The organism is Rossellomorea arthrocnemi, from assembly GCF_904424705.1.
Lineage (GTDB): Bacteria > Bacillota > Bacilli > Bacillales > Bacillaceae_B > Rossellomorea > Rossellomorea arthrocnemi.
Genome location: NZ_CAJGBF010000006.1, coordinates 45,496 through 59,956, shown reverse-complemented (window position 1 = coordinate 59,956; position 14,461 = coordinate 45,496). Strand labels below are relative to the sequence as shown.

Annotated in this window: 17 protein-coding genes and 1 pseudogene; 15 read left to right on the top strand and 3 right to left on the bottom strand. The window is 35.2% G+C overall.

Annotated elements, in window-relative coordinates:
• Positions 1 to 72: 72 nt before the first annotated feature.
• The 4 genes from BAA9072_RS10585 (at position 73) to BAA9072_RS10570 (ending at position 2,463) form a co-directional block, all read left to right on the top strand.
• The gene (locus BAA9072_RS10585; protein ID WP_201714646.1) at positions 73 to 246 is read left to right on the top strand and encodes a hypothetical protein; all 174 of its coding nucleotides are present in this window, start codon (positions 73 to 75) and stop codon (positions 244 to 246) included.
• A gap of 151 nt (positions 247 to 397) precedes the next feature.
• Entirely contained in the window at positions 398 to 1,186 is a 789-nt protein-coding gene (locus BAA9072_RS10580) for a hypothetical protein (RefSeq protein WP_201714772.1), read from the top strand.
• A gap of 2 nt (positions 1,187 to 1,188) precedes the next feature.
• Positions 1,189 to 1,653, top strand: coding sequence for a hypothetical protein (locus BAA9072_RS10575; protein ID WP_201714771.1), 465 nt, complete (start codon positions 1,189 to 1,191; stop codon positions 1,651 to 1,653).
• 300 nt (positions 1,654 to 1,953) lie between these two features.
• The gene (locus BAA9072_RS10570) at positions 1,954 to 2,463 is read left to right on the top strand and encodes a GNAT family N-acetyltransferase (RefSeq protein ID WP_201714645.1); all 510 of its coding nucleotides are present in this window, start codon (positions 1,954 to 1,956) and stop codon (positions 2,461 to 2,463) included.
• A gap of 175 nt (positions 2,464 to 2,638) precedes the next feature.
• On the opposite strand, the gene BAA9072_RS10565 is transcribed toward BAA9072_RS10570, so the two are convergent.
• Both BAA9072_RS10565 and BAA9072_RS10560 read right to left on the bottom strand, forming a co-directional pair.
• Positions 2,639 to 3,433, bottom strand: coding sequence for an SDR family NAD(P)-dependent oxidoreductase (locus BAA9072_RS10565; protein ID WP_201714644.1), 795 nt, complete (start codon positions 3,431 to 3,433; stop codon positions 2,639 to 2,641).
• A 78-nt stretch (positions 3,434 to 3,511) separates the two neighbouring features.
• A complete protein-coding gene (locus BAA9072_RS10560) occupies positions 3,512 to 4,534 on the bottom strand; it encodes an AraC family transcriptional regulator (RefSeq protein WP_201714643.1) in 1,023 nt (340 codons plus the stop codon).
• A gap of 447 nt (positions 4,535 to 4,981) precedes the next feature.
• On the opposite strand from BAA9072_RS10560, the gene BAA9072_RS10555 reads away from it, so the two are divergent.
• The 7 genes from BAA9072_RS10555 to BAA9072_RS10525 all read left to right on the top strand — a co-directional run bounded on the left by BAA9072_RS10555 (position 4,982) and on the right by BAA9072_RS10525 (position 12,079).
• Positions 4,982 to 5,305, top strand: a complete 324-nt coding sequence (locus BAA9072_RS10555) for an ArsR/SmtB family transcription factor (protein ID WP_201714642.1) — start codon at positions 4,982 to 4,984, stop codon at positions 5,303 to 5,305.
• Between the two features lie 3 nt (positions 5,306 to 5,308).
• Positions 5,309 to 5,788, top strand: a complete 480-nt coding sequence (locus BAA9072_RS10550; RefSeq protein ID WP_201714641.1) for an SRPBCC family protein — start codon at positions 5,309 to 5,311, stop codon at positions 5,786 to 5,788.
• Between the two features lie 571 nt (positions 5,789 to 6,359).
• Positions 6,360 to 7,532: a cytochrome P450 gene (locus BAA9072_RS10545; protein WP_201714640.1), complete on the top strand. Its 1,173-nt coding sequence runs from the start codon at positions 6,360 to 6,362 to the stop codon at positions 7,530 to 7,532.
• A gap of 249 nt (positions 7,533 to 7,781) precedes the next feature.
• Entirely contained in the window at positions 7,782 to 8,132 is a 351-nt protein-coding gene (locus tag BAA9072_RS10540) for a VOC family protein (RefSeq protein WP_201714639.1), read from the top strand.
• A gap of 137 nt (positions 8,133 to 8,269) precedes the next feature.
• Positions 8,270 to 8,848, top strand: a complete 579-nt coding sequence (locus tag BAA9072_RS10535) for a histidine phosphatase family protein (RefSeq protein ID WP_201714638.1) — start codon at positions 8,270 to 8,272, stop codon at positions 8,846 to 8,848.
• 875 nt (positions 8,849 to 9,723) lie between these two features.
• Positions 9,724 to 10,845 (top strand): SEC-C domain-containing protein, encoded by a 1,122-nt coding sequence (locus BAA9072_RS10530; protein ID WP_201714637.1) that lies wholly within the window; start codon positions 9,724 to 9,726, stop codon positions 10,843 to 10,845.
• A 388-nt stretch (positions 10,846 to 11,233) separates the two neighbouring features.
• Positions 11,234 to 12,079, top strand: coding sequence for an MBL fold metallo-hydrolase (locus BAA9072_RS10525; RefSeq protein ID WP_201714636.1), 846 nt, complete (start codon positions 11,234 to 11,236; stop codon positions 12,077 to 12,079).
• Here the strand turns inward: BAA9072_RS10525 and BAA9072_RS10520 are convergent.
• Positions 12,074 to 12,202: pseudogene (locus BAA9072_RS10520) on the bottom strand (IS110 family transposase); the annotation flags it as partial. The gene BAA9072_RS10525 and the pseudogene BAA9072_RS10520 overlap by 6 nt on opposite strands.
• A 401-nt stretch (positions 12,203 to 12,603) precedes the next feature.
• Between BAA9072_RS10520 and BAA9072_RS10515 the strand changes: the two are divergent.
• The 4 genes from BAA9072_RS10515 (at position 12,604) to BAA9072_RS10500 (ending at position 14,460) form a co-directional block, all read left to right on the top strand.
• Positions 12,604 to 13,059, top strand: a complete 456-nt coding sequence (locus tag BAA9072_RS10515) for a hypothetical protein (protein ID WP_201714635.1) — start codon at positions 12,604 to 12,606, stop codon at positions 13,057 to 13,059.
• 126 nt (positions 13,060 to 13,185) lie between these two features.
• Complete coding sequence (locus BAA9072_RS10510) at positions 13,186 to 13,404, top strand: hypothetical protein (RefSeq protein ID WP_201714634.1); 219 nt, start codon at positions 13,186 to 13,188, stop codon at positions 13,402 to 13,404.
• A gap of 101 nt (positions 13,405 to 13,505) precedes the next feature.
• Positions 13,506 to 13,976: a DUF4367 domain-containing protein gene (locus BAA9072_RS10505; RefSeq protein ID WP_201714633.1), complete on the top strand. Its 471-nt coding sequence runs from the start codon at positions 13,506 to 13,508 to the stop codon at positions 13,974 to 13,976.
• A gap of 139 nt (positions 13,977 to 14,115) precedes the next feature.
• Positions 14,116 to 14,460: a hypothetical protein gene (locus BAA9072_RS10500; protein ID WP_201714632.1), complete on the top strand. Its 345-nt coding sequence runs from the start codon at positions 14,116 to 14,118 to the stop codon at positions 14,458 to 14,460.
• Position 14,461 lies beyond the last annotated feature (1 nt).

The following is a 14,461-nucleotide window of genomic DNA, read 5'->3' as shown; positions in this document are numbered from 1 at the left end:
AGGGCAGCAGATCTTCAGTGTTTTTTCTATGTTCAGTTAAAGGGCAGGTTAATTGAATAAAGGGGGAGTAAAGTGCTTGCAAAGATATTAACTTCTATAATGATGTTGATTAACGTAATCTTTATTGCGTTTTTAGTAAAAAATTTAATTGTTTCTTTAACTTTCTTGGTATTATCAAGTCTATCTATCTTTTATTTATTTTATGAGAAGGATGATGAGGAAGAGCAAGATAATCTTAAACAATAATTCACTCTCTTCAACAAACGGGGGCGTTTATTAAAGAACGCATCTTTTTCCTGTATCGATCTATTAAATAGAATAAATATTAACATTCATAATAAATTTTTAAAAGTATGGAAAAATAAGGACATCTATTAATAATTGAGGATGGATTCTTATTGATAATTATTCGAACGATAACACTGCAAGAAGATACAAGGCTAATGTTAGTATTCTTGGCACTACCCAGATTCATTTAAGAAATCCATATATTATTGCATGGTGGTCAGTATCTTTTCCCGGTTTTGGCCATTTATTACTTTCTAAATATATAAGGGGGTACCTTTTATTAACGTGGGAAGTGGTGATCAATTTAAAGGCTCATGTGAACTTGGCCATGATTTATTCATTTCAGGGAAACATCCCAATGGCAAAAGAGGTATTGGATACTCGATGGCTCTTGATATACATACCAGTCTACATCTTTGCAATCTGGGATAGTTATCGCACGACCGTTGATTTGAATAACGTTTATATACTCACTGAACGAGAAGACCATAAAATAAATTCCTTTAGTATTGGGGCATTAGAAATCAATTATTTGGATAAAAGGAATCCGTTCTTAGCAGCATTATGGTCATTATTCATGCCTGGCCTTGGGCAGCTCTATATTCATCGGATCGTTACAGCGTTTGTCGTAATCATTTGGAGTATTGTATTCTTTTATTACTCTCACATGTTAGAAGGAGTATCTTTGCTTTTTTTAGGTGAAATAGAAAGGGCGACTAACGTACTGAATCCGGAGTGGTTACTTATGTTTCCTTCCCTTTATGGTTTCGCTATCGTTGATGCCTATATGAATACAGTAGAAAATAATAAGCTTTACGAGAAAGAGCAGAGGCGGTTTCTTAAAGAACAGTATCAAGGAAGGACATTTCGCATTCTGAAAGGAAAAAAGCTTCTATGAATATGCAAATATTTTCGACTTATGAAAATCATATATACTTAGAAATCGCCATATCAAATTTAGAGAAAGTGGGTATAAAAAAGGAAAATATATACGCTGTCCCACTTGATAATCGAGAAGAAAGCAGAAAAATATTTGATACGCTGCATCGATCAGATGGAATATCCCTTATCGATATTGCCATGCCTTTAGCCACTGCATCTGCGGTCATCACGGCTAGCGTCGGTTTTGAACTTAAGTGGGGACCGATCTATTGGGGGTTAATCGGTGCGGTTGGTGGATTTATTATTGGACTACTGATTCGGTTGTTTATGGTCTTATTAAGCAATAAAAAACAGCATAGGTTAAAGGGGAAACAATCCGAAGTCATTCTCATTGTTGAGTGTGACGAAACAAGGGGAGAGGTCGTTGAAAAAATACTATGGGAGCATTTTGCGTTAGGATTAGCTAAAGTAATTAAAAGTTAAAAGATTAAATGAAATTCCATTAAGTTTATTCAAATTTAGCCTTTCCTGTTGTTTATTCAAGAAAAGGGGCTTATCCGGAACAGGATGAGCCTCTTTTTAGTTTCAACTTTTTCTTGAGAACGCTGCTTGATTTTGAAATAATTGGTATTAAGTTTAAAGGAGCAGGTTACTTGAAGAAGGAATCCAAATAATCGGTATCGAATTATATTATAAATTTCATAAGGAAATAACAAACGATGAAGTTCAATACCGTTCCCATCGATAGATTATTTATAGATGTACGAAAGGCTGGATTAAATCATGGCACAAAAAGAAGCACCAAAAATTCAAACAGAACGATTGGTTTTACGTCCGAGAGCGGAAAAAGACATTCCCAATATGCTTAAAATGTTTAACAATGATGAAGTAAGAGAATTTCTTGGAATGAATCCCCCTCGTGATGAACACTCAATGGTAGAAATGGTTAGGAATCGTACTGAAACAAAATGGACTGTCGCATTAAAAGATACGGATGAATTCATCGGTGATGTAATGATTCCAGAAATAGCAGAAGGTTATCTTGGCGAAATTGGTTATCGCTTCATGAGGGAGCATTGGGGAGCCGGTTTTGCGTATGAAGCGGTTTCCGCGGTCATTGAGCATAGTAAAAGCACCTTACACCTTAAACGCCTATGCGCTACTATAGATCATAAAAATAAGAACTCCAAAAAGTTAATTGAAAAACTCGGATTTACTTTGGTAGCGGTGCTGCCCGAATCGCATTTACACGGCAGAGTTGCCGATGTAGCATACTATTCTCGTATCATATAAGCATCCTTACGCTGTCCTGAGAAAAATGAACACATAGGTGAGTGTTTAAATGGGGGGGCGTTTATTGGAGAACGCGTCTTTTTCCTGTATCAGACCAGATTGTTGATCGTTTAACGAAGATTTGTTTTTTGAAAGAATCCTTACTCACCTTGAAAGGTGAGTAAGGGAAAAAGTGCTAGAAAATAGTCGGTACCATGCCTCCATCCATACGAATCGGAGAACCTTTAAAAGCGGAAGCATAAGGGCTGCATATAAAGGTAGTTAATCTACCTATTTCAGCGGGCTTGATAAATCGTTGAAGTTCAGAATGAGGTAGATTTTGGGTCATAAATTCTTTCTCTTTTACTGAAAAAGTCATATCTTCATTTGGATACATTCCCTCAATTATATGATGCACATTTTCAGAGAGCGATGGTCCTGGCAAGATGGTATTGATTGTAACTTCTTTTCCTATTGTTAATTTAGATAGGCTTTTTGATAATGATAATAGCATTGATTTTGTTATACAATATTGAGGCATTTGTCCTGATGGCATAACGGCTTCTTCACTCGCAATAAAGATCATTCGGCCAAAATTATTATTTATCATTTTAGGTAAGTAAAATTTGGATAGTCCATTTGCTGCAAGAACATTAGTACGGATATACTTTTCCCATACTTCATCGTCAACGTCCTCATACTTCATCATTTCATAAATCCCCACATTGTTAACTAAAATATCAATTTGGGGATGTTTTTTAAATAATGCTTCCCTTTGTTGTTTATCTACAATATCTGCAGTCGCATTTTGAGGGAAGCTATCAGGGAACTCTAACTCTATTTCATTTACAGTTCGTTCTACCTCTTCGTCATTTCGTCCATTAATTAGTACATGAACACCTTCTTTTGCAAGTTCAATGGCAATTGCTTTACCGATACCTCTTGTTGAACCAGTGACTAAAGCTGTTTTGTTTTTTAAGTCCATATCCATAGTACATTGCTCCTTTTTGAATGAAGGGTATTCCTTTTTTTTTGTAGTTCTTATTAAGTTAGTCGAAAAGTAAACTAGTCAATTTATCAAGTTTGCACCGAGTTGTTCAGTACGCCATTGTAAAGGGGTCGCACCTTCCCATCTGTGAAAGGCGCGGTAGAATGAGTTTTGGTCTTCATACCCAATTAAAAAGGCAACCTCTTTAATATCCAACGACGGGTCTGCCAGGTATTCTCTTGCTTCCTCATGTCGAACGTTTACTAACATATGCTTGAAGCTTGTGCCTTCTTCAGTAAGTCGCCGTTGCAAGGTACGATCACTTATCCCTAACTCGTTCGCAATAGTCTGAATGTCAGGGCGACCTCCTGCTAAGCTACGTTTCATGATCCACTTGACCGTCTCGGTAATGGAAGGGCTGCGTGGCTGCTCATTCAACGACTGTTCCAGTACCGGAGTCAGTATCTCTAGCAATTCTGCATTGTACGAGACAAAGGGACGATCCAGATCTGCTCGATGTATAGTCAACCTGTTACAATTTGTACCGGTCTGAATTCGGCAGCCGAAGTAGTCTTCAAGTATCTGCTTGTCGCCAATTGAATGGGTAGACAATTCTACTAACTTTGCTGTCAATGGTTGACCTGTGCCCCGGCGCCCAAGTTCGAGAAGAAATGCCAAAGTAATGCCAATTAATATGGACAGACCGGGTTGTTCACTATGAGATGTTTTTATTTCAATGGTACAGTGTTCACCTTCCTCGGTGATATGTAAGCTTTCAGGTGGGCAAAGTTGTTTGTACTTGGCCATTCGCTTTAAAGCATCACGGTAGTCACGAGCGTGGTAAGTTGCTAAGACAGTCGGAGGGAAATGATCTGTTTCAAAGGATGTCGCAAGCTTGATGATTCCTTTGGAGGTGTCATCAATGAGGTCGGAAAAAGCCTGCCAAATCGCAAAATATTGGGCTGTGGTGACAAATGGATCAGAAACAATGGAGATTGGCAGTTGTGCTTTTCGAACTACCTCGCTGGCGACTATTCCCAATTGACGTAATCCTGTCCAAAATCCTGCAGGGATCTTTATACGATCAGAGGTATGGAACGTCATACATATGAGCCTCCTTTATCTATTTTCATGAGTAGATTAAGCGTGTCCTTCTTTGCTAATAGTACAATTTAATAGTAACTCTCCAACGATGCTTTGTAACTAGCGAATGGCGACAAAACACTTGCTAACTACGCCAAATTATATTAAAAACGAAGGCTCTATACTAAGTTGGTCAGTTTTTCAAGCTCTATCTTATTTTCCACTATTCAGCAGACAAAACGCGATTGTTGAATAAGTAAGATGAGAAATCCGAGGATGAAGCGTTAGAAATCTCTACTCTTCAAGATAAAGGCGCGTTATTTAAGAACGAGTCTTATTTGTATAAAGGCCCAGATTATTTAATAACTGGATCAATCCATTTAATGTGAATAATTTCATTTGACTTTTATATTTCCGATTGGTAATATAACCACATGGTTATAGATTGACTATAGGAATGTGATAAATATGGGTGAGAGAAAATACACCACAACGTTGTTTGAAGTTATAGCTGAGGAAAACCGTAGAAAAATTATAGACCTTCTTAGAGCAAGACCGAGGTCTGTAGGAGAATTAGTTGTGTGTACACAATTAAGCCAGCCGGGTGTTTCTAAACACCTTCGAAAATTACGGGATGCAGGGTTAGTCATTATCAATAAGGATTCCCAGAAACATATTTATCATTTGAATGCGGAACCCCTGGCAGAAATTGATAACTGGTTAGAACCTTACCGAAAATACTGGTCAGATAAGTTAGATACTCTAGAACAATTATTAGATGAGGAGGAGTAATGTATGCTAGCAGTAGTAGAACAGAAAGAGGATGGCTATATAGCCACATACAATCGACCACTAAATCATTCAGTAGAAAAGGTTTGGGCTACATTAACACAAAATGATAAATTGCAAAAATGGATGCCAAACTTAGAAATTGTAGATCTTCGAAAAGGAGGAACAATTAAGTTCAATATGAATGATGGTACAGGTAATTCTTTTGATATTTCAATCTTAGAATTCGAAAAACAATCTTTCTTGCAGTATGAATGGGGAGAAGGATGGGTTCGATTCGAGTTATCTCCTAAAGATAATGGTTGTTTATTAGTATTAAAAGAATATATCCCTACCCTCAGTGATCATACTCCAAAAGATTTATCTGGATGGCATGTATGTCTAATTATGTTTAGTGCTGTACTGGAGGGTCAATATATGGAGTTTCCAAAAGGGGAATGGGAAAAATGGTACGAGGAGTATATAAGGGTAATCAACCAATTATAGTTGCTTCCACATTTTTCAACAAAAGGACGCAATTCAAGAATATTGGATTGCGTTCTTTGTTCCGTTAAAGGGCACGCGCGACAAGTTCTGCTATACGCACTATCAAGTGTGAAAAGCAGGAGAGTTTCAATTGAAATTCTAATTTTACAACTGAGGATGGGAATGACGGTTCCATGTTACCCAATGTGGATTTGAAATAAAGTATCACCGTTTACCTCTTTGTATAGGTTTCAAAAGGGGTGTTTTTATAGTAAAAAGTAAAAAATATCTGAATTGGAAAAGTGGATTAAGGGACTGTTGAGTGTGAATAGAGTTATTCCGCATTAAGGCCAATATCTGGAATAAGATTCCGAACAAAATTGGATATTCATGTTATTATTGATGATATTGGAAACGAATGTACTAAATCTAACGAGAGTTTAATAAGGATTTTCGTGAAATATAGAAATTTCGTTATTATTTACAGAATATTTAGTAATTAATAAAGTAACTTCGGATGAAAATAATTTAGCATATACATGCTGTAGAGAGAAGCTTCAATTGAGAATTTTGAAAAATAGGGGGGAAACGTATGAACTATGGACTATTAGTGCGCCCAAGAGGATTGGTTGAAGCAGACTCACCCCATGATTGGTTCAAAAAAATGCGAAAAAATGCTCCGATTTCTTTTGACCCGGAACGGAATTGTTGGGACGTATTCTGTTATGAGGATGTCCAAATGGTCTTACAAAATTTCAAGCTTTTCAGTTCAAAAAGAAATGGAAATGTTCAAACGTTGCTAGATTTGGATCCGCCAACCCATCGACGGTACCGCAACCTTATAAGCAAGGCATTTATACCAAGAACGATTCAAGAACTGGAACCTAGAATTACGGCTATTACACACGAATTATTAGCACCCCAACAAGGAAAACGAAAAATAGATATTGTTGCGGAAATCGCTAATCCTCTTCCTGTAACCGTGATTTCTGAAATGCTCGGAGTACCGAGTGATGACAGAAAGATTCTTAAAGAATGGTCTGATATTCTAGTTGGGGGAACACAAAACGTATCGCCTAATGTAATGTACAAGTTATTTGCGAAACAAGAAAAAGCGATGGTCGACCTGCAAAGATATTTTAAGCGTAAAATTACAAAACGTCATATTAACGAAACAAACAATATCATATCCACATTAATGCAGGCAGAAGTTGATGGAGATAAATTATCCATGGATGAGTTATTAAGTTTCTGTTTCCTTCTTCTTGTGGCAGGGAATGAAACAACTACACATCTCATTTCCAATACAATGCTCACTCTGTTTGAGCAGCCAGATATACTCAACCTATTATATAGTGATCATTCCCTTATACCTGCAGCCATTGATGAAGTACTAAGATATCGTTCTCCATTTCAAGGTATGAATCGATTCGTCACTGAAGATATGGAATTAAAAGGCATGAATCTGAAAAAAGGGCAGGAAGTAATGGCCTGGATTGGATCTGCCAATCGGGATGAAAACGTATTTGACAAACCGGATGTGTTTGACATCAACCGCTCTCCAAACCATTCTCTATCATTTGGAGCAGGGGTTCACTATTGTCTGGGATCGCAGCTTGCCAAATTAGAAGCGAAAATATGCATTGCCGAAATGCTTAAGGCGTTACCGAATATGAAATTGGACACTTCTAAACAGCTTCGGATGATATCTAGTACGTTTGTGTATGGATATAAAGAGCTTCCTGTTATTCTAGGATCAGAATAAAATCCTTCGGGAAATCAACCAAAGAAAAAAATAATTGAGTATTAAACATTAATCTTTTAATAAACGGTGTGTGATTCTTAAAGAGGGAGATTCCTATTTTTATTCCAACAACAAGATTGTCCCATAATGCACTTAAACTACTAAGCGCTTTTCTTCATGAAAGGGCCATTTAAAGGATTATTACATTCAAGGGAAATGAGATATTTAAGAGTGATTAGAGAAATTAATAGTAACTGGGAGGTGGTAAGAATGAAGGTTAAACGAATTATTGCCAATGTGGAAACACAGGATATTACCAAAGCAAGGTACTTCTACGAGGATATACTTGGACTTGATCAATTAATGAATTTGGATTTCATTGCAACCTACGGCTCACATGAAAAAATGGATACTCAAATTAGTTTCCTTTCAGAAGGTGGCTCGGGGACACCGGTACCTGATTTGTCAATTGAAGTTGATGATCTTGATCATGCACTAGCCCGCATAAAAGAAGCAGGTATTCCAATTGAATATGGACCAGTCAAGGAGCCATGGGGTGTGCGGCGTTTTTACGTTAGAGATCCTTTTGGGAAACTTGTCAATATTTTAATTCATTTATAAATGAAGGCGTTGACAGGAGTATTTTCAAGATCTTACTCAAACGGGCGCTTTTCCGTAAAAAGGAGAAGCGTCCATCTTACATATAAGGTTAGCGGAACAACCTAAATTGAATATAGTTATAGATAGAGGGTGGGAGAATGACCACAATAGGACTAATTAGACACGGAATTACTGAATGGAATACTTTAGGCAAAGCCCAAGGAGTATCTGATATTCCTTTAAATGAGATTGGCAGAAAGCAAGCATCTGATATGGGAGATAGACTATCTCAAGAAGAAAAATGGGACATGATTATTACAAGTGACTTATCGAGGGCGATTGAAACGGCAAAAATTATTGGAAGTAAAATAGATTTACCTATTAGTCATACTGATGAAAGGGTTCGAGAAATAAATTGTGGGGAAATTGAAGGAACAACAGAGGAAGAAAGGGTCAAACTATGGGGAGGTAAGTGGCATCATTTAGAACTTGGAATGGAAAAATTTGAAGACGTATCTAACAGAGGAAGAGATTTTTTAGAGGATATAGTTTGTACATATAAAGGGAAACGAATATTGGTAGTCAGCCACGGTGCTTTAATCGGATTAACATTACAGCAATTACTTCCACAGAAATTCCAAAAGACATATATCAATAATACATCTATTACTATTTTAAATAATACAGAAGAAAAGTGGGATTGTATTTTGTATAACTGTACTAAACATTTAAAGTAACTTTTCTTTTCTAAAGCTAACGGTGCATAGTTGAAAATTAGGCAGCTAATCTCCAGCTATACTTTATTTCATAAAGGGAAGTATGAACTATTTTGATTATTATGGTGTTGGAGGTACTATTATTGTTTTTATTGTTTTTGATCATTGCAGCAAGTTTACTAGGATATCTATTAATTCCTTTAGATGAAATTGGTTTTGTTCTTGCTTTTGGAATTATTCTGGGATGTCTTGTGAGAGTACTTTATCTGTTAAACGCGATTTACCAGGAACTACTAAGAAATAGGTGATTTTGTACTTGTTCTATAATTGGACAGGCTAACTTAATAAAACGAAACTTACATAATTGATTTTTCGTCCGATTACTAATGCTATTCCAATAGGGAAGTAGTATTGAGGAACTGGTTTACTTTATTAACAATTAGGAGGTAATTAGATTTTGCAGCATTGCAGGAACTGTAATACTAAATTCAAATGGAAAAAGGTATATCGTTAATTATGGGGACATTTATTCCAACCGCTCCGTTGTGACACCTGCAGCAAAGAACACTTTGTAACTATACCTGGGAGATTAACAATTACTGTTTTGACTATTTTTCCTATGTTAATCTTTGCTCAATTCCTTTCACCTTTTCATACTATTTTTTTATCAATAGGAATTGGAATTGTTCTTGGACTTATTGGCTCTCTACTTACCCCATATTTAGTTAATTTTGAAATTGACGATAAATCTTCAAGTTATGGTGATGATTTTTAGTATTTAAGACACCCTTTAGCTTATTAAAGTAAAGAGCCATTTAATGGAAGAAGAGATTGATAAATATTCAGTGATTTGAAATAATTGGTAGTGATTAATAAATTTTTGGAGTGGATAAAGTATGCCGTTTAATAAATTTGAGAGAATGGATAAATTTGATCCATATGAGGAATGCCCTTGCGGTTCGAGAAAAAAGTTTAAATTTTGCTGTTTTCAATCAGCAAAAGATGATGAAAAAACTTCTGCAGAAAAATTCAAAGGTTATTCCGATAAAAGGATTCAACACGAAGCGAATAAGAAGTGGGAAGACACAGATTTTAAAATTTGTTTAGGATTTACTAAAAATGAGTGTAGGCCTTTAATCAAAAGTGCCCATGCCCTTCAAAATAATAGAATTCTAAATAGAATCAGTGAACAGGGACATGTTTTTAATATATCATCCAATATTTCTAAAAAGGGAATTGATGCTGACTTCAAAAAAATAAGCAAAAATAAAGCTAGTACATTTTTTGGGTTTTGTGACTTTCACGATAATAAACTTTTTAAACCCATTGAACAAAAGGAATACAAAAATGAAGAAATCCAAAATTTCTTATTTGGTTTTAGAGGGTTCTGTTTAGAATATCATCGAAAGATTAGAAAATTAAACACTTTAAGGAATAATTTTAAAGCGAGTCCAGGTTTTATGTTATCCCCTATAGCTGTTCAACTATACCGTAATTCAGAATTTGATATTGCCGACTCGCAGACTGAATATGAAACTTTTAGAAAAGATTACTTTAATAAGGACTTTAATAAATTAAGAACAATACATAGAAGACTAAAAAAGGAAGTTGAGTTTGCGGTAAGTTCATCCTTTGCAGTAAAAGACGATCTTCATGGAAATGTGATAAATGATATCTACAGTGTGAATTCTGAAATTGTACCAAATATTCATGTGAACATATTTCCTCGGGATGGAGAAACAGTAATTATTCTTTCATATCATAACAATTACGATAGTATTTATAGTAAATATTTTGATGAACTTAAAGAGTTATCAGATGAAGATTTAGAAAAGCATTTGAATTTTTTAGTAATTAATTATACGGAGAATATCTTTTTTAGCCCAAGATTGTTAAAAAAATTAAGTGATGAACAAAAGCGCTCTTTGCTAGTGAGTTTTCAATCGTCAATGGATGCTCAAAAGACGTATGAGCTAAATAAGGATGGGCAATTTTTTAATTTTAATTTATTTTCTTGACAAGTAGTTAAAGTATGAAAGGGTGAAGAAACCTGTTGGTAGATTAAAAAGGGATGTATCCGTTACTGGCAATGAATTTCCTTTATTGGTCTGATTTAGATAATAACTTTTTTGATATGTCCTTATATGCAGCTGAAGGAAATATTAGTCATATGATAGAGCAAGCGAAATTGGCTGAAGATAGCCTATTCTCTGATGAAGTCTGCCTTGTAGAAAATGATTTTTGAGATTAACTAAATGGTCCCGATTACTGACTTTATTCAATTCAAGGGCAGTTTAACCGAAGATAAGTTTTTTTCTGTATCGAGAACGAAGAGGGGGAGAACCTTGGAAAAATTCATTAAAGGATCTGAATCTTTTAATTTGTACTCTTTATGTGCCGGAGTATATGCTGCAATTTCAAAACCTGGTCAAAGCATTGTTAATTTTCGATTCCTTTACTACTCCTTCTGCTGGATATGAGTTAAGAAGGCAAGCTGAGGATATTACAGGAAAAAAAGTAAAGTATCTAATAAACAGTCATTACCACGGGGATCACGTTTTTGGGAATCAGGCATTTTTTGATTCAACGATTATCTCTACCCCTTTGACCAAGCAATGGATAAAAGAAAAAAATAAAATTGGTGATTTAGAGAAAGAAAAAGTAGAGATGGAAGAGTATTTAATGAGCTTAAAAAAACAAATTGAGGCGAATCAAGATAAAATTGTGAGAGCTAGTCTAGAAAATCAGTTTAATGAAATGACAAAAGTGCTGAATGACTTACCTATTATGAAAATTGTTTTACCAAAGGTTTTATTTGAAGAAAAGCTGATTATTGAAGGTACAAAAAGAAAGGTAGAGCTATACTGTTTAGGTGGAGGGCATACTCCAAGCGACACATTTATGTATTTACCTTTTGAGAAAATTGGGTTTATGGGTGATTTACTTACAGAAAATTTACATTTACCTATTTATAATCCTGAAGAATTTCGATTCATTTTGGAAAAAGTGAAAAAAATGGATATTAAAACATTTATACCTGGTCATGGGAACGTAGGGAGTGAAGAAATGTTACTTAAGTTTGCTGATTATCTATCGTTTTTAATTGATAAGTCACAAGAAGCACTTAAAAATAAGATCCCCTTGGAAATCTTTGTTTCAAATATAGAAACGCCAACCAAGTATATAGAATGGAAAGGTGTAAAAGGCATCAAAGGCAACCTTTCTACAGTGTATACTTTCTATGCTAAGTAACCTTCCTAGACCATTAAGATCATGCTTAATACTAAAACTTTTACCGTAAGGTTTGCCCTTATCTAAAAAGGCCTGAACCTCACTTTCTCCTTTTGAAACATCCAGACCTATGACTGGATTCATCCTCAATCTCCTCCTCAACTTCAACTTGCCAGTAGCCCCTATTTCCTCCTAGTAGTATCATAGCTTCGCTTGTTATACAAGATCGTTGTCCCAACCAGCCTCAAACATGTTTCTACCAGTAGGGGGTGAACGGTTTAACTGACGGGATCTAAGTCCCACGGGCAGGGACGTTCTACCCTGGCTACTGTTATAATAAGACCAAATAGAAAAAGTCTAGAATTCTGGTTAACCTTATAATACGAACGGGGGCTTATCCGGAACAGGGTGAGCTTTTTTTTGTTGGGAATTTTCTTGAGTATGCTGCTCTATTTTGAAATAATTGGTATTAAGTTAAAGGGCAGGATAATGGAATAAGTTTACAATAATCATTTATATAATCAGTAAATGAAACGAGGTGGACTATGAAAAAGTACAATAAAATGTTAATTGCGATTAAGGATGCAAATTTGAATTGTTATGCAAAAAAAGGGGATTGGCTATACATAGCAAATAGCAACGATACCAAAAAACGACTTTTTAGATTACCTAATTATATACATTATTTTGTTTCAATAAATGAAGAGCGGATGCCTTCTGAAATTGGAGTAGTTAAAAAGATAAATGGTTTTATTACAGCCGCTGAACTAGCAGAACTCGACTATAAAAGCAGGAACAAGGACCTCAAACTTTTAACTGAAGAAATAGTTAAAGTATATGAATGGTTCTTGGAGAAAGTGAACCTTCAACCTGAGCATACACCAATGGCAGTAACTTGGTTGGAAAAGACATTCCCTAAAAAAGAGAAGAAATTAAGAGTGCACAAAAAGTTTTTTACCGGATTATCTAAAGAAGAGAAAAAGGAATTGTTTGAAAACTAAATACCCTTTATCTTTCCGCTAAAGGTGGCGTTTGCTCAATAAGCAGCTGACATTGTTCAAGTAAAGGGCAGGTTAACTGAATATCGTAATTAGTGAATTTCCATTCTGGGAACAGGAGTGATGCTAATGTACCCTAACAAACAAAATAAAAGTCAAAAGCTCAAAAAAGTTCAAGGCATATACAGAATAAAGAGACGCGAAACAAAAGCAGAAGTTAAAGAATATAAGGTTGGAACCATAGGAAGTATCGTTGTAACCATTTGTCTTATTTTGTTCCTCTTCTTTTTAATAATGAGTGTGTTGTTTGATATGGGTGTGTCGGTACCAGAAATATTCGGGAGATAAATTTAGGGTGAATCCCCTTCAACTTTTAGTAAAGGACAAGATAGAGGAAACTTTTTCAAACCTAATACGTAAATGAAAATAATAAGGGGGAGATTTTTTTGATGAAGAGAATAATCTTTTTACTATTGGCTTTACCATTGTTTTTAATGGGTTGTAATCAAGGTTCTTCGAATTTAGAAGAATACAATCAAAGTGAATTGAAAGAAAAAGTAAGTAAGCAGAATCTCCAACCTAAGCTCCCAACAAAATTGCCTTTTGAGTTAGTCGAGTCATCCTTTGATGCAGGCCCTTCTGGGAAGGAAAGCAAAAAAATAATAATTGATTTCTATGGAGAAAAAAATGAGCATTTAGGTTTCGTAGCTTCAAGTAAAGTCAATTTAAGTTCTGATTTAGAACAAGAAAATGTAGATATCGGTGAAGTAAAAGGGAAATATGCCGAAAATGAAAATGGAGTAAAATATTTAATGTGGAAAGATGGAGAAATAAATTATACGTTACAATATTTTTCACAGGCTTCTGAAACAAAAATCGAAAAACAGGAGCTTATTGATACTGCAAAGTCCTTTAATTAGGTTCTTCCATTAAAGGAGGCGTTGATCTAAGAAGGATTAACGCTTTTTTTGTTGAAGATATTGAATTAAAGGGCAGCAGTTTAGTTGAACAAGAAATAATTAAAATTAAATAGTCCTTCTCAGAGGAGTGATTGGTTATATGCGTTGTTTTTGTGAGCAAAAAGATACCTACGAAATAAAAGTTGAAGGTGATGTTGGGACAGATCCTATATGGTGTAATCAATGTGGTTTTAACTTTGATTTAGAAGATCTCCCGATTTCTAATGAGCTAAAAAGCGAATTAATGGAATGGGTAACTAAGTACGGTGAATGGATTGATTGGGATAGTGATAAATTAATTCCAAACGGTATTAAAAGGGAAGAAGAACATAATAAACAAGGTGAAATAATAACGGAAAAAGTAAAGAATGAACTTAGAGGAAAATACAGTTTAAAATTCTCCACTTCAACAATGGCAAGGAGTTATGCAAATAAAAAATTCTAAC